This is a genomic window from Asanoa ferruginea, assembly GCF_003387075.1.
Taxonomy (GTDB): Bacteria; Actinomycetota; Actinomycetes; order Mycobacteriales; family Micromonosporaceae; genus Asanoa; species Asanoa ferruginea.
On sequence record NZ_QUMQ01000001.1, the window covers coordinates 1,501,347 to 1,524,738 of the forward strand.

Below are 23,392 nucleotides of genomic sequence, written 5' to 3' on the forward strand. Positions count from 1 at the left end.
CTCGGGAGGATCGCGTCTGGTGAAACCCGCCGGCGACCCGGCAGACTAGGGTAATGCGGTTCTTCGATGTTCGGGGCCGGCGCATCCGTCGCCAGGTCGACCGAAACAAGGCCGAGCCGAAAGCTACCTCTAACGCATAGCGGGCGGGCGCCGGAGCGCCCGCCCGCCGATGAGCTAGCTCACCACTGCGTCGGCGCTGGTGGCACCACGACCGGTGGGCGGTCGTCGCAGGTGATGGTGTTGGGCAGTTCCCACGCGGCCAGCCATGGCCCGGTGGTGCCGCCGCCGTCGTTGCCACCGAGGTCGGTGACCGCGAACTCGGAACCGGTCGGCGGGAAGTTGAACGAACCGCAGTTGTTGATGCCGACCGCGCCCACGTTGCGGGCGTCGACGTTTTCGAACGTCGCGCCGCCCTTGGCCCGGGCGCTGAGCACCGAGGTGCCGGTGCCGTCGACGCGGATGTCCTTGAAGTGCAGGTTGGTGATCGAGTAGAGGTCCTTCACGGGCCAGTCACTCACCAGCATGATCGCGTTGTAGGTGCTGTCGAGGTAGTGGTCGCCGGTCACCCGGATGTCCGCGTCGATGTTCTTCTCCAACGCGTAGATCCAGATGGCGCCGAGCCCGATGTTCCAGTTGAGCTCGTAGGTGCCGGCCCGCACCACGGTGTTGTCGGTGATCGACAGCTTGCCGGTGAACGCCACCGCGCCGAACCGTGAGCCGACCTGGATGCCGCTGCCCTCGCGGATCGGGTCCGCGATCAGGTTGGCCGACACCGTGTTGTCCTCACCGCCGTAGATGGCGATGCCGTTGGCCAGCGTCGGCGTCTGCACCGTGTTGTGGTCGAACGTGTTGCGCGCGTCGGCCGTCTTCTCCGACCACATCGCCAGGCCGTCGTCGCCGGTGTTGCGGATGAAGTTGTTGCGGACGACCGAGTTGGTGACTCCGATGTGGAAGTTGAGCGCGTCGGCGATCTGGTCGACGACGATGGTGTCGGTCACCTTCAGGTTGTTCATCGGGCCGTCGAACCAGAGCCCGACCTTGGTGTGCTGGATGTGCAACCCGTCGATGGTCGAGTCGCTCATCGCGCCGCCGATGCCGTTGACCTGGTCGGTGTCGATGCGCTCACGCACATCGCCTTCGATCGAGAAACCCGACAGGTGTACGTTGCGGCTGCCGCCGTCGGCCGCGTCCTTGCCGTAGAAACCGACTCCGGTGTGGACAGAGCCGTCCGGCGCGGGCGGGTCGAGGGCGACCTCCTTGCCCTTGATCGTCGTATACCAGTTGCCGGCACCCTCGATCGTCACGTTGTCGACGATGATGTGTCGGTTGACCTGGTAGGTGCCCGGCGGCACATACACCTTGAGCCGGGCCAGCTTGGCCAGCGCGATCGCCTTCTCGAACGCCGGAGCGGAGTCCCGGCGACCCGTCGGGTCGGCGCCGAACAGCAGCACGTTGGACGCGAGCAGGTTGACGTGCGGCGCGCCGACCAACTCCGAGTCGAGCAGGTCGATGACGGTCCACGCGGCGGCCGTGCCCTTCGGCGCGGTCAGCCGGACCTTGGCACCGGCCGGGTAGGTGCGGCCGAGCGCCAGCCGCTCCTCGTCGTAGAACTTCATCGGCCGGAACGGCTTGGTGATCACCGGGGTCGGCGTGGTGGCCGCCGGCACGCAGGCGCACTCGGTGATCCACCAGTCCGGGTGCAGTAGGTCGGCCTGCGGGTCGTTGGTGAACGGGTACTGGTTGTAGAGGTACGCGTACTCGGACGTGAGGGTCATGGTCTTCGACCCGCCGCCGTTGACCTTGACGTTCAAGGGTGCGCGGATGCCGCCACCGCCGGGCGCGTCCGGGATGCTGTAGCGCACGGTGATCGCGTTCGCGGCGGCCGGCAGCGTGAACTCGACATACTGCCCTGGCTGGAGTCGCACGGCTGAGCGGCCCGAAGCCTCCGCGGGCAGCGTGTAGGCGGTCCGGTCGGGGCCGATCTTCGTGCCATTGGTGACGGCGTTCTCGGCTTCCTGCTCGAGGAAGTTGACGTTGGCGCCCCGCCCGGCGACCAGCGCCGGGTCGAGCGCGGCCCGGGTGACGACCGGCGCCGCGCTGGCGCTGGCGGGGCCCGCGATGCCGGCGACGCCGAGGCCAACAGCGGCGACGGTCGCGACGGCCAGCAAACGAGGTGGTGTCCGTGACATCAAGGACTCGTTTCTGTAGCGAGATAAGGAGATGGGGACCCTGACCTTAGGGTCATCGATATCTGCCACACAAGAGCCTGTCGATTAATTTCGGCCTCTTGCACGACGCTTCCATCGTCCGATCAGCTTCTTGCGAATGCACCCGCGGGCTTACGTCCGCGGGCCGACGCGCTCCGAGCTGCGGATACCTAGCATCGGCGGCATGGAAGCCACGCTGACCCGCCCAGCCGACCACCGGTTCCCTTCGGCCGTCATGTCCTGGGTCGTGCTCGCCGCCTACCCGCTCGCGATATCCCTCGCGGTCGCGTTCGGCACCGGCCCTAACATCACGGGCCCCGCGACGGTGCTGCCGGTCCTGGTCCTCGCCCTCCCCGCGCTCCTGCTACCTCGCTGGCCGCTGGTCGGTTTCGCCGGCCTGCTGCTCGGCGTCGTCGGGCTGGCCCCGCTCAACATCACCGGGGTGGTCGGCTTCGCGCAGGCGGTGGTCCTCGACGTCGCGGTCGCTTACATCGCGGCGACCCGGTCGCGGCTGGCCACCGCCGGCGCCGTGGTTTCCACCCTGGTGGCCGAGGCCGCGGCCGCCACGCTCTACCTCAACGCGGACCAGAGCAGCTCCTACGTCAACGTGCTGATCGCCTTGCTGCTCGGCGTCGTGGTCGCCTGGCTGGCCGGCACCGCCGTGCGGCAGCGCCGCGACTACCGCACCGCGCTGCTCACCCAGGCCGCCGCCGAAGCGGTCACCCACGAGCGGCTGCGCATCGCCCGCGACCTGCACGACCAGGTCGCGCACAGCATGGGCGTCATCGCGATCCAGGCGGGCGTCGGCCGGCGCGTGATCGACACCCAGCCGGAGGAGGCGCGCCGAGCCCTGGACCGGATCGAGACCGCGAGCCGGGAGACGCTCGCCGGGCTGCGCCGCACGCTGGTCGCCCTGCGCCGCAGCGACTCCGAGCCGGCCACGACCGCGACCACCGGCCTCGCCGAGCTCGACCAGCTCGTCGCGACGACCGAAGCCGCCGGCGTCCGAGCACAGGTGCGGATCGAGGGCGAGCCACGGGTGCTGCCGCCCGACATCGACCTGGCCGCCTACCGGATCATCCAGGAAGCGCTCACGAACGTCGTGCGACACGCAAACACCGAAAACTGCACAATCATCATCGAATACGGGCTACCCGCACTCACCATCGAAGTAATCGATGCCGGCCGGGGCGGCGTCGACAGCGGCACCGGCTATGGCATACCAGGGATGAAGGAACGGGCCACCCTGCTCGGCGGCGAGCTGACCGCCGGACCGGCGCCCGAGGGCGGTTTCCGGGTCCACGCCACGCTGCCGGTCGAGCCCGCGTGAGCGTCCGCGTGCTGCTCGCCGACGACCAGCCGCTGGTCCGCGCCGGCCTGCGGGTGCTGATCGCCGACACACCCGACCTCCAGGTGGTCGGCGAGGCCGGCACCGGCATCCAGGCCGTCGCCCTGACCCGAGAGCTCGACCCGGACGTGGTGGTGATGGACATCCGGATGCCGGCGATGGACGGCATCGCGGCCACCCGCATGATCGTCGAGGGCGGCGCGGCGGCTCGGGTGATCATGTTGACCACGTTCGACGACGACGACAACGTCTACGGCGCGTTGCGGGCCGGCGCCAGCGGCTTCCTGGTCAAGGACATGGCGCTGGACGACATCCTGGACGCGGTGCGGGTGGTCGCCGCCGGCGACGCGCTGATCGCGCCGAGCGTCACCCGGCGGCTGATCGCCGAGTTCGCCGGCCGTCCGGTGGCGGCGAGCCCGGCCCGGCCGCTCGCCGTGACCGGCATCACCGAGCGGGAGCGGGAGGTGCTGACGCTGGTCGGCCAGGGGCTGTCCAACACCGAGATCGCCCAGCGGCTGACCATCAGCGTGGCCACGGCGAAGACCCATGTCGCCCGGCTGTTCACAAAGCTCGACGCGCGGGACCGCGTACACCTGGTGATCATGGCTTATGAAATGGGTCTGGTGGCGCCATCGCGCTGACGCGGTTTATGGTGGATACCGCCGGTCGAGAGGCGCTGCGACGGACCAGATCCGCCACGCTCGACTGGACTCTTGATTCTCAAGGGCGCCTCCTGACCCAGGAGGTGCCTTTTGCACGTCCAGAATCGCAATGGTGTCGAGTTCGCCGTGCGCGACCTCGACCTGGCCGCGGCCGGCCGTCACCAGATCCGGCTCGCCGAGCACGAGATGCCGGGCCTGATGGCGCTGCGCCGCGAGTTCGCCGCCAAGCAGCCGCTGCGCGGCGCCCGCATCGCCGGCTCGCTGCACATGACCGTCCAGACCGCGGTGCTGATCGAGACGCTCGTCGCGCTCGGCGCCGACGTGCGGTGGGTGTCCTGCAACATCTTCTCCACACAGGACGAGGCGGCGGCCGCGGTCGTCGTCGGTCCGGAGGGCACGGTCGACGCGCCCGCCGGCACCCCGGTGTTCGCCTGGAAGGGCGAGACGCTGGAGGAATACTGGTGGTGCACGATGCGGCTGTTCGAGTTCGCTGACGGCCAGGGCCCCAACCTGATCGTCGACGACGGCGGCGACGCCACGCTGCTGGTGCACAAGGGCGTCGACTTCGAGGCGGCCGGCACCGTTCCCGCGGCCACCGAAGACGACCACGAGGAATACCGGCTGATCCTCGAGACCCTGCGCGGCAGCCTGACCGCCGACCCGCAGCGGTTCACCCGGATCGCGGCCGGGATGCGTGGTGTCTCAGAGGAGACCACCACCGGCGTGACTCGCCTCTACGAGCTGGCCCGCGGCGGCCGGCTGCTGTTCCCGGCGATCAACGTCAACGACTCGGTCACGAAGTCGAAGTTCGACAACAAATACGGCATCCGGCACTCGCTGATCGACGGCCTCAACCGGGCCACCGACGTGATGCTCGGCGGCAAGCTGGCCGTCGTCTGCGGCTACGGTGACGTGGGCAAGGGTGCGGCCGAGTCGCTGCGCGGCCAGGGCGCCCGCGTCGTGGTCACCGAGATCGACCCGATCTGCGCGTTGCAGGCGGCGATGGACGGCCTCCAGGTCGTCGAGCTCGACGACGTGATCGATCAGGGCGACATCTTCATCACCACGACCGGTGGCGTCGACATCATCCTCGCCGAGCAGATGGCGCGGATGAAGCACAACGCGATCGTCGGCAACGTCGGCCACTTCGACAACGAGATCGACATGGCCGGCCTCGCACGGGTGCCGGGCATCGTCAAGACCGAGGTCAAGCCGCAGGTGCACGAGTGGCAGTTCCCCGACGGGCACTCGATCCTGGTGCTCTCCGAGGGCCGCCTGATGAACCTCGGCAACGCGACCGGGCACCCGAGCTTCGTGATGTCGAGCTCGTTCGCCAACCAGGTGCTGGCCCAGCTCGAGCTGTGGCAGGGCGAATACGCCAACGAGGTCTTCACGCTGCCGAAGCACCTCGACGAGAAGGTGGCCCGGCTGCACCTCGACGCGCTCGGCGTGCGGCTCAGCACCCTCAGCAAGAAGCAGGCGGAATACCTCGGCCTGCACGTCGAGGGTCCCTACAAGCCCGAGCACTACCGCTACTGATCGACGCCGCGCCCGCCCGGGTCCACATCGGACCCGGGTGGGTGTCAGGCTGTTCTGCGTTCGTCTCGACGGTCGGCCGCATAGCCGCGCTCGAGGTCGCCGCGCACCAGGGCGGCGATCCGCTCGCGCATCTCGCGACCCATCTCCCGTTTGATGACCGGAGACGGCCGTTCGCCGGTGATGTAGCCCTGGACGTGCCGGATCCCGATCCCGTAGATCTCTTTCAGCGTGATCGGCGAGTCGTCTTCGACGCCCTCCACGACGACGCTGCGGCCGACCGCCGCGTGGCCGAGCGTGACCGGCTGCCGGGCGACGCTCGCCACCAGCGCCAACTCCTGATAGGCCGAGGGGTGACGCAGCAGCGCCCGGTCGACCTTGATCTGGGTGAGCGGCAACTCCGCCATCCGCGACACCGACGAGTGGCCCACGCCGAAGTCGTCGACCGCGAAGCGGATGTCGAGGCGGTCGGCGATCGCCACCAGCCGCTGATGGAAGTAGGCCAGCGAGTCGTCGCCCCAGGCCTCGTAGATGCGCGGTGCGATCGGGTCCTGCTCCGAGATCTCCAGCGTGACCGCGCTCGGTCGCAGTCCCGCGCCGGCGATCGTCCGCTGCACCTCGTCTACATAGGATTCGTTCAACAGCGATCGCACGGCCACGTTGATCGAGACCGGCCGCGGTGCTCCCTCGTTGTCGCCGAAACAGCTCAGGTGCGCTTCGTCGTAGGACTCGATGGCCTTTCGCAGGATGGCCTTGTCGCGCTCGACGACGAACGTGTCGCCCCAGACGTGTGCGAGCCGGATCAGGTCGACCGGCGCCCGCGGATCCGCGGCGTTCAGCCGGGCCAGCGCCTCGTAGCTGTGGATCTCGACCTGGCGGGGCAGCCGGTCGATGGTGACGATGGGCTGGAACACCATCGAGAACGAACCGAGGATCTTGCGGTAGAGCTCGAAGCAGCGGTCGTAGAGGCGCGCCGGTAGTCGGCCGAAGCTCTGGCGCAGCCCGGTGAGCACCTCGATCTCGCCCTTCTCGACCGGCCCACTGAGATCGATGCGCCAGACCGTCTCCAGGATCCGGGCCAGCGGCTCACCCATGTCGAGCAGGTTCTGCGCCGGGTTGACCACGACCAGCACCAGCGTGCTGGCCATGCCCTGGCGCAGCGGGACGCACAACACCCGGCCGGCAGCCCCGCCGTCGAGGACGCGGGCGGTCCCGGCGTGCTCGGTGCGCCGCAGGAGATGGTGCAGGTCGTCTTCGTGGAAATGCTTGGTCGCCGAGATCGTGCGGAACGTCGAGCCGGCGTATTCGAGCAGCGCCGCGGCGTCGGCGCGCATCGCGGCACACAGCAACTCGGCCTTGTCGTTGTTGGGCACGGCCCGCTGGCCTTCGCTCGTCGCACCGAAAGCGCCGGTCGTCGACGAGGTGCCGGGCCGGGCCGTCGAGGGGTGGGGCGGGAAGATCTGACTCAGCAGGTCGATGATCGCCGGCGCCGACCTTTCGAGCGGGTTCTCCAGCGGCACGATCCGCACATCGGCGGGCAGCGGGTCCGACATGGACACACCGGCGCCGGTGGCGGCGCGTCCCGGTCGGGTCAGCACCTTCGTCGCGCCCCACGACTGCACGAACTGGCCCGGCTTGGGGTCGATGTCCTGACCGACCACGTAGTCGGCCATCCGGCCGAACGTCACCCGACCCTCGTCGTCGGCGGCCTTGCCGTTGAGTGCGTCGAGGATGTGCCTGGTGACCAGGCCGTGGCCGACCGACTCGTGCTCGCGGGCGCTGCCCTCGGTCGGTGCCGACATCAGCAGGCTGTGCTGCTTGGAATGCCTACCGCTGATCGGCATCATCTCGATCTGCTGCGGATGACCGTCGAGATCGGACCCGGCCCGGCAGCAGTCGAGGATGAGGAACGCGGTGCCCTTGAACTTGTCGAGGACGTCACCGCGCAGGAACGCCATCCGCAGGCCCTCGTCGGGGTGCTCGCGCAGCGTCGCCCGCCGCAGGTCCGGCGTCACCAGGTAGTCGTCGACGACGCCGTTCCAGTCGGCGGTCAGCGCGTGGCCGGCGAAGTAGATCAGCAGCGTGTCGGAGCGGGTGGACTCGATCGCGATCGTGCGCAACAGGCTCCGCAGGCTCCAGGCGTCGGCCTTGTCGCCGATGCGGAGAAACGCGGTCGCGGGGTCGAACGTACCCGTGTCGGGGTCGGTCAGCACTTCGTGCACGGCGCGCGCGTCACTCTCGGCGTAACGCAGGCTCGGCAACGCGACGTCCGCGTCAGACCTGTTCACGCCGATGACTACCGCTGTGCGCCGACCATCCATGGGCACCGCCTCCACGCTGCCGCCACCCGGTTACTCTCCGTGCCGACCAAGATTCCCGGTGGCCAGAGGTCATGGTGCAGGGGTCGTGATACGAAAACAACTCGGCGCCGGACGGCTCGCGGGCATTGCTGGCCAACGGCCAGGTGGCGGATATCCAGGCGAGCGCACCATACGCGTACTTTGCCGATTTCTGAGTGTCCTAACTGTGCGGATAATCGACTTCGCCGGCATCGCCCGAGATCTTGGCATTCGCAGATGCTGCCAACACCTCTGGGCAGGCGTAACCCTCTGCAACCGCGGCTATTCGGAGCCGCCGTCGTACCGGATGGGTCAGTGACCGGAACCCGACTCCTACCCATCCACCGGCATGGGCAGCCGCGAAGTCCTCGCGCAGGCACCCCTGACGGGAGGACAGAGATGACCAGAAAACCCCGCGCGATACTGGCAGCACTCGCTGTAACCGGTATCGCGCTGGCCACGCTCGGGCCGCAGTCGTCGGTCGCGTCGAGCCACCGCGAGGCGCCGCTGATCGCCAGCGACCCGGCCGCCGACAACACCGACCTCTACGCCTTCGTGAGCCCCGACCGGCCCGACTACGTCACGCTGATCGCCAACTGGATCCCGTTCGAAGAGCCCAACGGTGGGCCGAATTTCTACCCGTTCGCCACCGACGCGGCTTACAACATCAACGTCGACAGCGACGGCGACGCGAAGGCCGACGCGGTGTTCCGCTGGACCTTCAAGAACATCGACAAGCGCGGCGGCTCGACGTTCCTGTACAACAACGGGCCGGTCGACTCGTTGGACGACCCGAACCTGCTGTTCAAGCAGACCTACACGCTCGAGTCGTCGTTCAACGGCGGGCCGTTCAAGACCCGGATCAGCAACGCGCCGGTGGCGCCGTCGCGGATCGGCAACGCCTCGATGCCCAACTACGAGAAGCTGCGTGACCAGGCGACGGTCCAGTTGCAGGGCGGTTGGAAGCTGTTCGCCGGCCAGGCCGACGACCCGTTCTTCCTCGACCTGCGGGTCTTCGACCTGCTCTACGGCGGCGACCTCAGCGAGACCGGCCAGGACACGCTCGCCGGCTACAACGTCAACACGATCGCGCTCCAGGTGCCGTTCAAGGACGTGGCCCTGCGCGGCGACGCCAAGCGCAACCCGGTCATCGGCGTCTGGACCACCACCGACCGCGCCAAGGTCCGGGTCACCGGCCAGAGCACCAACGGCATCCGCGGTGAGCGGGTGCAGGTCTCCCGCCTCGGCAACCCGCTGGTCAACGAAGTCGTCGTGCCGGCCAACCTGAAAGACGCGTTCAACTCGATCTCGCCAGACAAGGACGCCGGCATCCCGGCCGTCGTCAAGCGGGTGACCGATCCCGAGCTGCCCAAGTTGATCGAGGGCATCTACGGGGTGCCCGCACCCGCGACGCCCCGCAACGACCTGGTCGAGATCTTCCTGACCGGCATTACCACCAAGGCCAACGGCCCGATCAAGGCCGACCTCAACTCGCAGCTCAACAACAAGGACGTCAACGCCAAGCGGTTCCGCCCCTCCGAGATGCTCCGGCTCAACCTGGGCGTGCCGGTGGCCGACCAACCCAACCGGCTCGGCGTGCTCGGCGGCGACCTACAGGGCTTCCCCAACGGACGCCGGCTGACCGACGACGCCGTCGACATCGCCGTCCAGGCCGTCGAGGGTGCGGCGCAGACCGGCCAGATCGTCGACGCGCTCGCCGCCGGCGACAAGGTCGACGCCAACGACAACCAGTTCGGCGACACGTTCCCCTATGTCGCCCTGCCGAACACCGCCGCGGTCAACGGCGGCGCCGGCGGCGGCCAGGCTCTCGTGCCGCGTGGCGCTGAGACCGACTCTCCCGCGCCTTCGTTGTCGCCGGCTTCCGCGGCGGCGTCCTCCGACGACATGGGCATCGGCTCGGTCATCGCCGTCGCCGCGATCGGTGGCCTCGCGCTGGCACTGATCCTGGCGACCTGGTGGTTCCGCCGGCGTCGGACCACTCCTTCCCCGGACGACACCGTCCGAATCTGACAGGTGCGAGGGGCGCGTCCCGTTACCGGGGCGCGCCCCGCCTCTCCGGAAAGGACCTCCGCTCATGCGCACTCCCCTTCGGACGGTCGCGGTCGTCGCTGTCGCCACCGTCGCCCTGCTCGGTGCCGGTGCGGTGTTCGGCCTCCGCTCGCCGGCACCCGCGTCGCAGCCGTCCGCCGCGCCGGCCACGGCGCCGGACCGGCTCGCCGCGACCATAGCCAGGGCCCAGAACCGGCTCCGTGAGCTGCCCCGCGACCACGAGACGTGGGCCGCGCTCGGGCTGGCCTACATCGAGCAGGCCCGGGTCACGGCGGACCCCAGCCTCTACCCGAAGGCCGAAGGGGCACTCAAGCGGTCGCTGTCGGTGCGGCCCGACGAGAACGCCACCGCGCTGGTCGGGCTCGGCGCGCTCGCCAACGCCCGGCACGAGTTCGCGGCCGCACGCGGGTTCGCGACCGACGCGCTGCGGGCCAACCCCTACGACGCTGACGCCTACGGCGTGCTGGCCGACGCGCAGACCCAACTCGGCGACGCGGCGGCGGCGACCACGGCGATCCAGCGGATGCTCGACCTGCGGCCCGGGCTGGCCGGTTACGCCCGGGCTTCCTACGACCTCGAACAGCGCGGCGAGGTGGCCTCGGCGATGGAGTTGATGCGGCGGGCGCTTGACGCCGCCGCCGATCCGGCCGACATCGCTTTCTGCCGCAACCAACTCGGCGACCTCGCCTGGTCGACCGGGGACCTCGCGGCGGCTTCTTCGGAGTATGCCGCTGGCGTGGCCGCGAGCCCTTCCTACCTGGCTCTGCTGCGCGGGCGGGCCCGGGTGGCGGCGGCGTGGGGCGATCTGGCCGCGGCGGTCACCGACGCCGGCACGGTCGCTTCGCGGACACCGACACCCGACACCCTGATGGAGTACGCCGCGCTGCTCCGCCTGGCCGGCCGGACCGACGAGGCCACCCGGCAGCTGACCCTGGCGGACGCCGCGCACCGGCTCTTCGTGGCCAACGGCGGGCAGGACGACCTGACCGGGGCGCTGCTCGCGCTGGCCCGGGGCGATGCGGCCGCGGCCGTGCCGCTGGCTGCGGCCGAGTGGAAGCGGCGGCCGTTCGCCGAGGTGGCCGACGTGCTGGGCTGGTCGCTGCATGCCTTGGGCCACGACGCGCAGGCGCTGCCGCACCTGCGGCGGGCCGTTTCGGCGTCGCCCCGGAACGCTTCCTATGCGTACCACCTGGCTATGACTCTCTTGTCTTTGGGCGACCACGACGGCGCGCTCGCTTCGTTGCGCCAGGTGCGTGCGCTGAACCCCTATTTCTCGCCCGCCGACGGGCCGACGGCCGCTCGGGCACTGTCCGCATTGGAGGCACGGCCGTGAGACGGGTGTTGGTCTTTCTGGGTCTGGCGTTGGTCGGGTTTCTCGCCCTGCCGTCGGCACCGGCCGCGGCGCATCCGCTGGGCAACTTCTCGGTCAACCGGTATGCCGGGCTGACGGTCTATCCGGACCGGGTCGCGGCGGTCGTGGTGGCCGACGTGGCGGAGCTGCCGACGCTGCAGGACCCGGCGCCGTCGTGCCTTGAGGCGGCTTCGGCGCTTGCTGTGGTCGTGGCGGGTCGACGCGTTGACTGGAAGGTCTCCTCGTCGTCGCTGGTGCTGGTCGACGGGGCCGGTGGGTTGAAGACGAGCCGGCTGGACTGTTCGTTGTCGGCCCCGGTTTCCATGTCCGGTGGCGGCGCTTCGGTCACGGTCTCCAACGGTTTCCGGGATGACCGGATCGGCTGGCGCGAGCTGACGGCTGCCGGGGTCGGGGTGCGGTTGTCGGGGTCGGCGCTGCCGGCTGCTTCGGTCAGCGATGAGTTGCGCCGGTATCCGGATGACCTGTTGTCGTCTCCGCTGGATGTGCGCACCGCGTCGTTTACCGCGGTGCCTGATGGCTCGGTCGGCGCGGTTGCCGGCGCCGACGCGGCCCGGTCGTCCTCTGGGGGCACCCCGTTGGGGTTGTCCGGGCCGTTGGCCGGCGCGGAGCGGTGGTTGGACAGCGTGGTCGGCGGGACCCGGCTGACGCCCTTGGTCGGACTGTTGGCGGTGCTGTTGGCGCTGTTGCTGGGCGCCGCGCACGCGGCGTTGCCCGGGCACGGCAAGACGGTGATGGCGGCCTATCTGGCTGGGCGCGCCGGCCGGCCACGGGACGCGGTAGCCGTGGGCGCGACCGTGACGCTGACGCATACGGGTGGGGTGCTCGCGCTGGGGTTGCTGCTGACCACCTTCGCCGGGATCGCTGGTGAAGCCGTTTTGGGGTGGTTGGGGTTTGCCAGTGGGGTGCTGGTCGCGGCGATCGGCACGGGGGCGTTGGTGTCGGCAGTCCGCCGCCGGGCTCGCGCGGCCAAGTCGCATGGCCACCCGCACTCCCACGAGCAGAGCCACCTCCACGAGCACGAGCAGCCCCACGGGCACGGACAAGCGCGGCCGCACGTGGGGGGTCACGTGCATGCGCACGGGCCGGAGCACTCCCACGAACCGGGACATCGGCATTCACACGGGCCTGAACACGGGCATTCGCATGGGCCTGGGCGGTGGGGTATCGCCGGTATCGGGATCGCCGGCGGGTTGGTCCCTAGCCCGTCGGCGCTGGTGGTGTTGCTGGGTGCGATCGCGCTGGGGCGTACCGCGTTCGGGATTCTCCTGGTCTTCGCTTATGGGTTGGGCATGGCCGCTACCCTGACCGCCGCGGGCCTGGTGTTGATCCGGGTGCGCGACCGGTTCGCCGGGCGGTTCCGGATCGTCGAGCGGTGGCGGGTCGCGGCGCCGTCGGCGACCGCCGCGCTCATTGTCGTGGTCGGGGTCGGCCTGGCCGGCCGCGCGTTTTCCACAATCGTCTGACGGGGGTGGTGACCATGGCCGCGGGCGCGGAATCATTCCCCCTCAGAACGCCACACCGGCATCGGCGAGGAGTCTTCATGCGCGAGCAGAGTCACGGCGACCCGCCGCGCGACCACCTGTCGGCGGTGCCGGCCGTCGCCGAGCCGCCGGCGGCCGACCGGCTGCTGGTCGCGGTCGGGCGGGGCGACGAGACCGCCTTCCGGCAGCTCTACGACCTGGTCGCCGCCCGGGTCTTCGGGCTGGCCCGGCAGGTGCTGCGCGACCCGGCCCAGGCCGAAGAGGTGGCGCAGGAGGTGCTGGTCGAAGTCTGGCGCACGGCGGCCCGCTTCGACCCGGCCCGGGGCTCGGCCACCGCCTGGGTGTTCACCATCGCCCACCGGCGGGCGGTCGACCGGGTGCGCTCCGAGCAGGCCGCCACCGACCGGGTGCAAAAGGTCGGGTCGTGGTCGGCGCAGACGCCCTACGACGAGGTGTCCGGCGAGGTCGAGGAGCGGCTCGAGCGCCAGCAGGTGCGGCGCTGCCTCGACGACCTGACCTCGTTGCAGCGCGAGTCCATCACGCTCGCCTACTACGGCGGGCGCAGCTACCGCGAGGTGGCCCAACTGCTCGATGTGAGCCTGCCGACCATCAAGACCCGCATGCGCGACGGCCTGATCCGCCTGCGCGACTGCCTGGGCGTGGAGGTGCCGTCATGACCAACGGAGACGTGCACGCACTGTCCGGTGCCTACGTGCTCGACGCGCTCACCGACATCGAGCGCGCCGCGTTCCGCCGCCACCTGGCCAGCTGCGCGACCTGCGCGATCGAGGTCGCCGAGTTGCAGGAAACCGCCGCCCGGCTGGCCGACGGCGCCTGGTCGATCCCACCCCCGTCGCTGCGCGACAAGGTCTTCGCCGAGGTGTCCCGCACCCGGCAAGACGCGCCGACCCCGGTGAAGCCGGTCCGGCCGCAGCGCAACCGCCGCCTGTTCACCGTGGCCGCGGCCGTGGTGCTGGCCGCAGTGGCGGCGACGGGCACGTTCGCCGTCCAGGAAAACCGGCTCGACGACCAGCGCACCGCGGCCCAGGCCGAGGCGGGCCGGGTCACCGAGGTGCTGTCCGCGCCCGACGCCACGCTCCGCTCGGAAAACCTGGCCACCGGCGGCCGGCTCACCGCGGTCGTGTCGCCGTCCCGCGACCAGGCCGTGCTGACGATGACCGCCGACCGCCCGGCCGGCATCGACCGCACCTACCAACTCTGGCTGGTCGACGACGCCGGCGGCGCCGTCTCGGCCGGGGCCCTGCCACCCGGCACCACGTCGGCGACCCGCCTGGTCACCGGCGCGGCAGCGGCCGCGGCGTTCGCGGTGACGATCGAGCCGGCGGGCGGTTCGACCGCCCCAACCACCAAGCCCCTTGCGACGGTGACCGTGGCCTGACGACTCAACGAAGCGGCCGGGCGTCAAAGCACGCGATCGACCGCCTAGCCGGTAGGGCCCATAACTGCTCGACGGCGCAGCCGGCCCTGGCCGGGGCAAACCGGCCGAGCGGCCATCCGCGGCCAGCGCACAACGGCTCGGCCAAGTGGCCGGCCCTGGCCGGCGCCAACCGCGCTACCGACCGCCGCCGCGGGCGGGCCCATCGACGGCGCAGCTGGCGGTGGCCGAGTCATAACGGTTCGACGGAGCGGTCTGCGGCGCGCGATCATGCGGGCATGACCGATAGCGCCGGGCGACAGCGTGCCGTGCTGGTCGACGTCGACGGCACGTTGGCCATCAGGGGCAAGCGCTCGCCCTACGACTGGCACCGGGTGGGCGAAGACCAGCCCAACCCGGCCGTGGTCGAGCTGGTTCAGACCATCGCGGCCGCCGGCCGGCACCGGATCGTCGTGATGTCGGGGCGCAAGGAGCAGTGCCGCCGGCAGACCGAGATGTGGCTCGACGCGCAGGAGATCGACTTCGCCGAGCTCATCCTGCGCGCCGAACACGACGACCGCCCCGACCACAAGACCAAGGCCGACCTCTACCGGCGGTTCGTCGCACCGCGCTACGACGTCGCGTTCGTCATCGATGACCGCAACAGCGTTGTTCGGATGTGGCGCACCACCTTCAAGCTCACCGTCTGCCAAGTGGCAGACGGCGACTTCTAGGTTCTCCGGCAGCGGCGCTAATCCGAACGAAGGCCGGCGGGGTCACACCCCGCCGGCCCACACCATCGCTTCAAAGGTTGCAGGCTGACCAGCCGCCGTTAGAGCTTGCCGCTGGTCAGGCGTTCAAGCCAACCGGACGCGTCTACCCCCAGCAGCTGCCGTGCAAAGAAGGTTGCCCAGGTGGATGACCAAATCCACCGGTATGCAACGGTCCCAGTGCTCAAAGGACGATTACGCCCTTGAGAACCAAGATCAGGATCACGATCTGAACTATTACTGTTCGGTTCAAGTTGATCTTCAAGTCGATGCAGTTCATTTGTTCGCCCTTCGACGCCGAGTTTCTCAGTCTCTTGCTGGCCACCCCGACCTACTCCTCTTGACCGAAATTCAGAGATAAGGACAACCGCGGTGCCACCAACAGTAGCCATCAGAGAGGGCGCGTCAAATCTGATCGGTGCCGTCGCCTTAGCGAAGCCAGAATCGCAAGAAGGCGCCTTTTCGACTTCGCCTTTTGCAAACCATGCGCGTGCGCTCGCGTATTACGCCTGCGCGCATTAAGGAATTCGGTAATTGCACGGACGGCGCTTAGACGCGCACGCCCACGCGACGCCGATTATAGGAGATTAATCCATAGAGTTCGATGTGATCTCCCCAACGTGGCCACTGTCAGCCACGCAAGGGATCGAAGCTTTTGAATTATTGATACGGCGTTGAGCTGCGGAAACGCAAGATTCTCCGGTCCTGGGCGGCTTTTGTTCCGAGCCTCCATCAGTGCAAGAACACGCCAATTATAAGTATCGGTATTGACCGTCAAACCTCCATCAGATGGACATCGGCCCAATTCGTCAATACACCCCGAAAAGTGGCAGGACCGACAAAACTGAATTCGCGTGCCGCGAATCGGATGAAAGAATCGCCAGGAACCCGACGAGCGCGCATCTTTGAGGCCGACTACTGACGGTTCTTCAATCCGTCCTCGTCGCATCCTTAATCTCCGCCTGAGGCCCCAACAAGGCCGAACAAGCGATCAGGTCACAGATCTTTGGGCGCCCAGGGAATCGGGTCGCCGGCGTATTTGTGTGCCCGCACGTCGCCCGAGCGGGCGTGGCCCTCGAAGAGTTCCACCCGCGCGGCGCGGCCACACAGCCGGCCCAGCTCGACGCTCGCCGCCTCGCTGGTGACCTCCTGATAGGTGACCGTCTTGAGGTATTTGCCCACCCACAGACCCCCGGTGTAGCGGGCCGCACCCCGGGTCGGCAGCGTGTGGTTGGTGCCGATCACCTTGTCCCCATAGGACACACAGGTGCCTTCGCCCAGGAAGAGCGCACCATAGTTACGCATCGCGGCCAGTGCATCACGCGGACTGGAGGTGAGCACCTGGACGTGCTCCGCCGCGTAGGAATCGGCCAGCGCGAACGCCTCGGCCAGGTCACCCACCAGCGCCACCACGCCGTGGTCGCGCCACGCCGGCGCGGCGTAGTCGCGGGTCGGCATGTCGACCAGCAGCTCGTCGATGAACTCCATCGCCCGGCGGGCCAGCGGCTCCGAGTCGGTGATCAGGATGGCCGGCGAGTCGGGCCCGTGCTCGGCCTGGCTGAGCAGGTCGACGGCGACGAAGAAGGGATCGGCGTCGCCGTCGGCGATCACCAGGATCTCGGTCGGGCCGGCGAACAGGTCGATGCCGACCTCGCCGAAGAGTTGCCGCTTGGCCTCCGCGACATACGCGTTGCCGGGGCCGGCCAGCAGGTCGACCTTCCCGATCGTGTCGGTGCCGAGCGCCATCGCGGCGACCGCCTGGGTGCCGCCCAGCAGGTAGATCTCATCGGCGCCGGCCAGGTGCAGCGCGGCGATCGTCGCCGCCGGGATCTCGCCTCGGATCGGCGGCGTGCACGCGGCCACCCGGGCCACGCCGGCGACCTTGGCCGTCACCACAGTCATGTGCGCCGACGCCACCAGCGGATAGCGGCCGCCGGGCACGTAGGCGCCGGCCGCCGCCACCGGGATGTTCTTCTGTCCGAGGAACACGCCCGGCTCGACCTCGGTCTCGAAGTCGTGCAGCGAGTCCTTCTGGAGTTGCGCGAAGTTGCGTACCCGAGCCTGCACCGTTCGGATGTCGTCGAGCACCTGGGCCGGCACGCCGCCGACGATCCGCTCGACCTCCTCGGCGCTGAGCCGGAACGACTCGGGCGACCAGTTGTCGAACTTCTCCGAATATTCGCGGACCGCCTCGTCGCCGCGTGAACGAACGTCGGCGATCACCCCGGCCACCGTCTCGCGCACGCCACGCGAACCGGCGTCGTCGTGGGTCACCGCCGGAGCCGACTTCAGGTATCGCACCGCCATGACAAGCCTCCAGAATCAGATGGGGTACGTGGCCCGCAGGTCGACCCGGCTGTAGCTGATGTGTCGGGTGAGCGGATCGTCGCGCCGGGCGGCCTCGGTGACCGGCAGCAGCGTATGCGTCTCGTTGTTGAGCCGGTAGAACGCTTCGGCGAAGTTGACCCCGGCCACCCGGCCGTTCTCGCCGTTGCTCGCCTCGATCAGCTTCCGCGCGAACAGCCCCGAATAGCCCTGGCTGTCGAAGCAGTCCATCGCCGCGACCTTCTGGCCGACCACGTCGGTGATGTCGACGTAGACGTCGTTGCGCATCCCGTAGAGGCTCAGCCCATCGCCGGCCATCACCGGCAGCGACGTGAAGAAGACCTGCTTGACGTGGAACTCGGCGCGGTCGTCGAGGTTGCGCACGAACATGCCGGCGCGGCCGAGGGCGGCCAGCACGCTGACCGTCGCCACCGTGTGCACGTTGGTCGCGGCGACCGGGTTGACCGGGTAGTCACAGATCAGCACGTCGGGGCGTTCGATCGCGAGCTGTTCGGCGATCTGGTCGACGACGTCTTCGCGCAGGGCCGCGTAGCGGTCGTCGAGGCCCAAGGTGATCACCTTCGAGATGCCGACAATCTCAGCGGCCCGCGACAATTCATCTTTCTTGTACGCGGCGATGTCGTCGAGGCTCGCTCCGGTGATCGTCTTGTCGGGGTTGTCCTTGCGCCATTCCTCGGCGTAGCGGTTGGCGTGCATCCGCCCGCCGTGGGTGAGGATCAGCGCGACCACTTCGTCACCGGCGGCCGCGTGCCGGGCGAGCGTGCCGCCGCAGTTCGTGATGGTGTCCGCCGGGTGGGCGTAGATGGTCATGACCTTCATGGCTGCCAGCGAACGTGAAATACCGTTCCATGTCAACAGATCAGTAGCGTGCGGAGATCTCCCAGCGCTCGACGGCCTGGTCGCCGCGGACGGCGTACACGTGGGACCACATGTTGGTCGTGCCGCACGCGTGGTTGGGCACCAGCCGCACCAGGTCGCCGACCGACAGCGGCACGGCCCCGTCATCGTGCAGGAAACCGTGCTCCTCGTTGGCTTCGACGAAGGTGACGCCGGGCCGGTCGACGACCAGGCCGACCCCACCCGCGACGGCGATCGCGTCGGAGCTCATCGCCTTGACCCCCGCGTCGATGATCGGCCGGCCGGCCCGACGGACCGACGCGACCCGGGCCAGCACGGTCTGCGCGCACTGGTCGGGCCTGCAACTGCCCATCCGGATCTGGTTGGCGTCGTAGTAGACGTAGGTGCCCGGCCGGCCCTCGGTAACACCGGGGACGAACGGCGTGGACGTCGCGCCAGGCGTTGACCCGACCGAAACGATTGAAACGTCGTGGCCGGCGGCCCGCAGCGCGCCCGCGACCTCGACGAGGAGCCCACCGGCCGCCTTGCCGGCCTGTTCGAGCGCCGGTCGATCGGGCAGCGCGGCGATGTGCCCCTCGTGGGTCAGCACCCCGCGCAGCCGCAGCCCGGGCAGCGCGGCGATGCCGTCCGCCGTCGCGACGGCGTCAGCCGGGTCGACCCCGAGCCGGGCGTGGCCTGTGTTGACCTCAAGCACGAACGGCACAGTGACGCCTGCCGCGGACGCGGCCTCCGACAAGGGCCGCGCCGCCTCCACAGAGTCGAGCGAGACCGTCAACGACCGCGCCGCCGGGCCCGGATCGCGAGCGGCGACCGCCACCGAGTCGCGCGAGACCGTCGACGACCGCGCCGCCGGGCCCGAATCGCGAGCCGCGACCGCGACCGAGTCGCGCGAGACCGTCAACGACCGCGCCGCCGGGCCCGGATCGCGAGCCGCGACCGCCACCGAGTCGCGCGACGTGGCGGTGACCGAATCGCGCGGGGCGACCGCGAACGAATCCCGAGGAGCCGTCACGGCCGAGTCGCTGCGACCGCCGCCGTGCCCGGCGATGATGTCCACGACGAACGCGACCTTGCGCGGGCCGATCGGGATGTGCGCCCACAGCAAGTCGGCCACGCCGTGCCCGCTGAGCCAAGCCACCTCGGCCGCCGTCGAGCAGGTGAAACCGATCGCCCCGGCCTCGAGTTGGCGGCGGGCGACCTCCCAACATTTGGAGGTCTTCACATGCGGCCGCAACGCGACCCCCGCGGCCGTGAAAGCGCCGGCCATCGCGGCGATGTTGCGTTCGAGCCGCTCGACGTCGACCAGCAGCGCGGGAGTCGGCAGCGCGTCGAGCGGGATAGGCAGCATCACGCCAGCCCCAACGCCGCGCGCGGGTCGCCGTCGAGCAGCCACTCGATCGTCTCCGGCTTGATCGACGGCAGGCCTTCCGTGCGCATCGCCGCGAGTGACCGCAACCCAGCCACCGCCTCGGCCGGAGTCCACATCGGATAATCGGAGCCGAACAGCAGCTTCTGCGTGACGCCCCATTCCTGGGCCCGCACCAGCGCCATGAAGCCATCCAGCGGCCGGGCCCACGAGGCCGATACGTCGCCGAAGACGTTGCGGCTCTTGCGGAGGACCACGATGGTTTCGCGCTGCCAGGGGTGGCCGAGGTGGGCGATGATCTGCACCAGGTCGGGGTGCCGGCGGGCTACGTCGTCGACCAGCAGCGGGTTGGTCAGCTCGAGCCGGCCCTCGGGGCTGGGCGTGGTGCCCATGTGCCAGAGCACGATCAGGCCGGCCTCGGTCGCGGCCCGGAAGAACGGGTCGTGCGCCGGGTCGCGCGGGTCGAAGTGGGCGAGCACCGGGTAGAGCTTGATGCCACGCAGGCCGCGCGCGATCCCGTCGGCGAGTTGGTCCATGACGTCGGCGTCCGACAGGTCGAGCGCCATGAAACCGATCGTGTTGGTCGACGTCGCGGCGCAGAACTGCTCGACGTATTCGTTGGGGGTGATCACGCCCGCCCGGGTGGCCCGCATGCCGAACACGAACGCCAGGTCGACGCCGGCCGCGGCCATCGCCTCGTCGTATTGCTCGGGCGTGCGGTCGGCGTATTCGTGGCCGTAGACCGGCTGCCAGTTGCGGTGCCACTCGCAGCCCCAGTGTTCGGCCAGGTGGCAATGGGTGTGTACGTCGATCATGTGTTGCCTCTCAAAACGGAACCGGCCCGGGCGCCGGTGTGCTCTCCCCCGTCGACGGTGACCGCGCCGTTGACCAGCACCAGGTCGATGCCGGCGGCGAACTGGTGCGGCGCGGTGAAGGTGGCGCGGTCGGCCAGCCGCGCCGGATCGAAGACCACCACGTCGGCCGGCGCACCGGGCCGCAGCAGCCCGCGGTCGCTGAGGCCCACCCGCGCGGCCGGCGCAGACGTGCAGCGGCGGATGCCGTCGGGCAGGTCGGCGGCATAGCGCTGCAAAAACCGTGGGAACGTGCCGTAGCTGCGCGGATGCGGGACGCCCGCGCCGGTCACGCCACCCGGGTCGAGCGCGAGCCCGTCGGACGCGACCACCGTGGCCGGGTGACCCAGCACCGCGCGCAGGTCGTCTTCGCTGCGCCCACCGGCCGTCATCAGCACGCCGTTGCCGAGCGCGGCGAGCAGGTCGAGCACGATCTCCGCACCGTCGACGCCGGCGGCCGCCGCGAGTTCGGCCACCGACGACCCGACGACCGGGTCCGGCGCGGGGCGGCTGGTCCAACTCAGGGTGATCTCGTCCCAGCCGGTCGGCCGGTCTACCCAGGCGGCCCGCACGAAGGCACGCACGGCCGGGTCGGCCAGCCGGGGCATCCAGGCTTCCGGGCCGCCCTCCTGGGTGTGTGCCGGCAGCAGTTGCGAGAGTGGCGCGTTGCCGTGCAGGTAGGGGTAGATGTCGACGCCGATGTCGAAACCGTCGGCGTTGGCCGCGTCGACCAGGTCGAGGGCCTTCCGCACGGCGCCCCAGTTGCGCCGGCCGACGGCGGCGAGGTGCGAGATCTGGGTGCGGGCACCGGTCGCGCGGGCCACCCGCACCGCCTGGGTCACCGAGTCGACGAGCGCGTCGTCGTAGTTGCGTACGTGCCAGGTGAAGATCCGGTCCCGGCCCGCGACCACCCGCGCCAGGGCCAGCAGTTCGTCGTCGCGCACGTAGGGCAGCGGCGCGTAGACCAGCCCGGTGGACAGGCCGACCGCGCCCGCGTCGAACGCCTCGCCGAGTAGCCCGCACATCCGGTCGACCTCGGCGGCGCCGGCCGGGCGGTCGGTGAAGCCGACGACCGATCCGTGCAGGGCGAGGTGCCCGACCAGCGATGCCACGTTGATGCCCGGACCGGCCGCGGCCAGCACCGAGAAGTAGCCGGCCAGGTCGGGCCAGGACCAGTCGACGGCGGCGTCGAGGTCGAGATAGCCGACGGCCGCGCGGATCGGCGCGACCGGCACGCCCGGGGCGAGCGGCGCGACGCCGAGGCCGCAGTTGCCGACGACCTCGGTGGTGACGCCCTGGTGCACCTTGCTCAGCGCCCGCGGGTCGGAGAGCAGGGTCAGGTCGGAGTGGGTGTGGATGTCGACGAAACCGGGGCAGACCACCCGGCCGGTGACGTCGCGCGCGACCGGCGCGGACAGGCCTGGGCCGATGGCGGCGATCCGGCCGGCCCGCACCAGCACATCGGCCGTGACCGCCGGCCCGCCCGAGCCGTCGACCACCAGACCGCCGGTCAGCAGCAGCTCATCAGGCATGGGCTACTCGCGTGGAATGTGGTTCCATGTGCCAATGATCGAGAGGTTCCACCCCGAGGGGTTCCCCGCGCCCGCCGTGCCGCTCTCCCACGCCACCAAGGCGGGCGGCTTCGTCTTCGTCTCCGGCCAGGTCGCCACCGACGAGGACAACAAGATCTTCATCGGTGACTTCACCCGCGAGGTGGAGAGCACATTGGACAATGTCGAGGCGGTGCTGGCCGCGGCCGGTGCCCGGCCCGACCAGATCGTCAAGATCGGTGCGTTCCTGTCCAACGCCATCCTGTTCGCGCCGTTCAACGAGGTCTACCGGCGCCGTTTCCCGGAGGCTCCGCCCGCCCGCACGACCGTGGTGGTCAACTTCGGCCACCCCGATGTGCGGGTCGAGATCGAGGCGATCGCGTACGTCGGCTGAGCGGATCATGAGCGACCGGCGACCCGCAGTGAACGGTGCACGATCCGCAGCGCCGTGACAAAGTCCGGGTCGTCGGTCACCTTCTTGGCGACCTCGTCGAGTTCCGCGACGAAGGCGTGCTGCTTCGCCGTGGTGAACTCGCCCGCCGGCCCCGAAACACTGACGGCGGCCAGGCAGTTGCCGTCGACCCGCACCGGCACCGCGACGCAGCGCAGCCCGACACTGCGCTCGTTGTCGTCGAGGGCGAAACCGCGGCGGACCACCTTGCGGAGATCCTTGCGCAGGTCGGCCAGCGTGGTCGCGGTGTTCTCGGTGAACGAGGGGAACGGCTCGGCCGGCACCGCCGCGGGAAGCTGGTCGTCGGGCAGCTCGGAGAGCAGCACCTTGCCCAGCCCGGTCGCATAGGTGTGGTCGCGGGCGCCGAGCGCGGTGGTGAACCGCAGCGGCCGGTCGGGCTCGGCCACGCAGATGTGCAACACCTGGTCGCCGTCGAGCACGCCGAGGTTGGCGGTCTGCCCGGTGCTCACGGCGACCGGCTGGAGATAGCGCTCGGCGACCACGGTGAGGTCCAGCGTGGACACATAGGCGGCGGCCAGCCGTTGCACCTTGTGGCCGAGGCGGTAGGACGGGCGGTCGTCCACCCGCACCAGATACTCCATCTCGGAAAGCACGGCCAGCAGCCGCACCAGGGTGCTCTTCGGCAGCGCGGTGGCGTCGCTGAACTCGGTGAGCGTCAACGGCGCGGGCGCGGCGGCCAGCATTTCCAGCAGGGCCAGCCCGCGCGCGAGCGCGTTGGCGTGGTAGTTGGCCGACGCGGGCTTGCTGTCGTCGACGGAGGTGCGGGGTGCTCTCGGCATTGTGGACTCT

18 protein-coding genes and 1 riboswitch are annotated in these 23,392 nt (G+C 69.8%); of the genes, 10 read left to right on the forward strand and 8 right to left on the reverse strand.

Features of this window, described 5'->3' with window-relative positions:
• Window positions 1–179 precede the first annotated feature (179 nt).
• A complete protein-coding gene (locus tag DFJ67_RS07395) occupies window positions 180–2,189 on the reverse strand; it encodes a glycosyl hydrolase family 28-related protein (protein ID WP_116067196.1) in 2,010 nt (669 codons plus the stop codon).
• A gap of 202 nt (window positions 2,190–2,391) precedes the next feature.
• Between DFJ67_RS07395 and DFJ67_RS07400 the strand changes: the two genes are divergently transcribed.
• The 3 genes from DFJ67_RS07400 to ahcY all read left to right on the forward strand — a co-directional run bounded on the left by DFJ67_RS07400 (window position 2,392) and on the right by ahcY (window position 5,756).
• A complete protein-coding gene (locus DFJ67_RS07400; protein ID WP_203783270.1) occupies window positions 2,392–3,537 on the forward strand; it encodes a sensor histidine kinase in 1,146 nt (381 codons plus the stop codon).
• Entirely contained in the window at window positions 3,534–4,196 is a 663-nt protein-coding gene (locus tag DFJ67_RS07405) for a response regulator (RefSeq protein ID WP_116067197.1), read from the forward strand. Before DFJ67_RS07400 ends, DFJ67_RS07405 begins: the two co-directional genes overlap by 4 nt.
• A 21-nt stretch (window positions 4,197–4,217) precedes the next feature.
• Window positions 4,218–4,294, forward strand: a riboswitch (S-adenosyl-L-homocysteine riboswitch).
• A gap of 13 nt (window positions 4,295–4,307) precedes the next feature.
• Window positions 4,308–5,756, forward strand: coding sequence for an adenosylhomocysteinase (gene ahcY / locus DFJ67_RS07410; RefSeq protein WP_116067198.1), 1,449 nt, complete (start codon window positions 4,308–4,310; stop codon window positions 5,754–5,756).
• A gap of 44 nt (window positions 5,757–5,800) precedes the next feature.
• Here the strand turns inward: ahcY and DFJ67_RS07415 are convergent, their stop codons facing one another.
• Window positions 5,801–8,041, reverse strand: coding sequence for an EAL domain-containing protein (locus DFJ67_RS07415; protein ID WP_170215758.1), 2,241 nt, complete (start codon window positions 8,039–8,041; stop codon window positions 5,801–5,803).
• Window positions 8,042–8,491: 450 nt separating this feature from the next.
• Between DFJ67_RS07415 and DFJ67_RS07420 the strand changes: the two genes are divergently transcribed.
• From DFJ67_RS07420 to DFJ67_RS07445, 6 genes are all read left to right on the forward strand, one after another.
• Window positions 8,492–10,123, forward strand: coding sequence for a DUF4331 domain-containing protein (locus tag DFJ67_RS07420; protein WP_116067200.1), 1,632 nt, complete (start codon window positions 8,492–8,494; stop codon window positions 10,121–10,123).
• A gap of 64 nt (window positions 10,124–10,187) precedes the next feature.
• The gene (locus tag DFJ67_RS07425) at window positions 10,188–11,495 is read left to right on the forward strand and encodes a tetratricopeptide repeat protein (RefSeq protein WP_116067201.1); all 1,308 of its coding nucleotides are present in this window, start codon (window positions 10,188–10,190) and stop codon (window positions 11,493–11,495) included.
• Entirely contained in the window at window positions 11,492–12,997 is a 1,506-nt protein-coding gene (locus DFJ67_RS07430) for a HoxN/HupN/NixA family nickel/cobalt transporter (RefSeq protein WP_203783271.1), read from the forward strand. The genes DFJ67_RS07425 and DFJ67_RS07430 overlap by 4 nt, the downstream gene beginning before the upstream one ends.
• A gap of 77 nt (window positions 12,998–13,074) precedes the next feature.
• Window positions 13,075–13,692, forward strand: a complete 618-nt coding sequence (gene sigK, locus DFJ67_RS07435) for an ECF RNA polymerase sigma factor SigK (RefSeq protein WP_116067202.1) — start codon at window positions 13,075–13,077, stop codon at window positions 13,690–13,692.
• A complete protein-coding gene (locus DFJ67_RS07440; protein ID WP_116075801.1) occupies window positions 13,689–14,414 on the forward strand; it encodes an anti-sigma factor in 726 nt (241 codons plus the stop codon). Before sigK ends, DFJ67_RS07440 begins: the two co-directional genes overlap by 4 nt.
• A 275-nt stretch (window positions 14,415–14,689) precedes the next feature.
• Window positions 14,690–15,124 carry a phosphatase domain-containing protein gene (locus tag DFJ67_RS07445; RefSeq protein ID WP_116067203.1) on the forward strand — a complete coding sequence of 145 codons (435 nt, stop codon included), beginning with the start codon at window positions 14,690–14,692 and terminating at the stop codon, window positions 15,122–15,124.
• Between the two features lie 1,032 nt (window positions 15,125–16,156).
• Here the strand turns inward: DFJ67_RS07445 and hisD are convergent.
• The 5 genes from hisD to DFJ67_RS07470 are packed head-to-tail and all read right to left on the reverse strand — an operon-like array spanning window position 16,157 to window position 22,113.
• A complete protein-coding gene (hisD, locus tag DFJ67_RS07450) occupies window positions 16,157–17,467 on the reverse strand; it encodes a histidinol dehydrogenase (RefSeq protein ID WP_116067204.1) in 1,311 nt (436 codons plus the stop codon).
• A 15-nt stretch (window positions 17,468–17,482) separates the two neighbouring features.
• Window positions 17,483–18,325 (reverse strand): PIG-L deacetylase family protein, encoded by an 843-nt coding sequence (locus DFJ67_RS07455; RefSeq protein WP_170215759.1) that lies wholly within the window; start codon window positions 18,323–18,325, stop codon window positions 17,483–17,485.
• A 40-nt stretch (window positions 18,326–18,365) separates the two neighbouring features.
• On the reverse strand, window positions 18,366–19,712 hold the full coding sequence (locus DFJ67_RS07460) for an alanine racemase (protein ID WP_147315442.1): 1,347 nt from the start codon (window positions 19,710–19,712) through the stop codon (window positions 18,366–18,368).
• Window positions 19,712–20,545 carry an amidohydrolase family protein gene (locus DFJ67_RS07465; protein ID WP_116067207.1) on the reverse strand — a complete coding sequence of 278 codons (834 nt, stop codon included), beginning with the start codon at window positions 20,543–20,545 and terminating at the stop codon, window positions 19,712–19,714. Before DFJ67_RS07465 ends, DFJ67_RS07460 begins: the two co-directional genes overlap by 1 nt.
• Entirely contained in the window at window positions 20,542–22,113 is a 1,572-nt protein-coding gene (locus DFJ67_RS07470; RefSeq protein WP_116067208.1) for an N-acyl-D-amino-acid deacylase family protein, read from the reverse strand. The genes DFJ67_RS07465 and DFJ67_RS07470 overlap by 4 nt, the downstream gene beginning before the upstream one ends.
• Window positions 22,114–22,147: 34 nt before the next feature.
• Between DFJ67_RS07470 and DFJ67_RS42560 the strand changes: the two genes are divergently transcribed.
• Window positions 22,148–22,525 carry a RidA family protein gene (locus DFJ67_RS42560; RefSeq protein WP_170215760.1) on the forward strand — a complete coding sequence of 126 codons (378 nt, stop codon included), beginning with the start codon at window positions 22,148–22,150 and terminating at the stop codon, window positions 22,523–22,525.
• 5 nt (window positions 22,526–22,530) lie between these two features.
• On the opposite strand, the gene DFJ67_RS07480 is transcribed toward DFJ67_RS42560, so the two are convergent.
• The gene (locus DFJ67_RS07480; RefSeq protein WP_116067210.1) at window positions 22,531–23,382 is read right to left on the reverse strand and encodes an IclR family transcriptional regulator; all 852 of its coding nucleotides are present in this window, start codon (window positions 23,380–23,382) and stop codon (window positions 22,531–22,533) included.
• Window positions 23,383–23,392 lie beyond the last annotated feature (10 nt).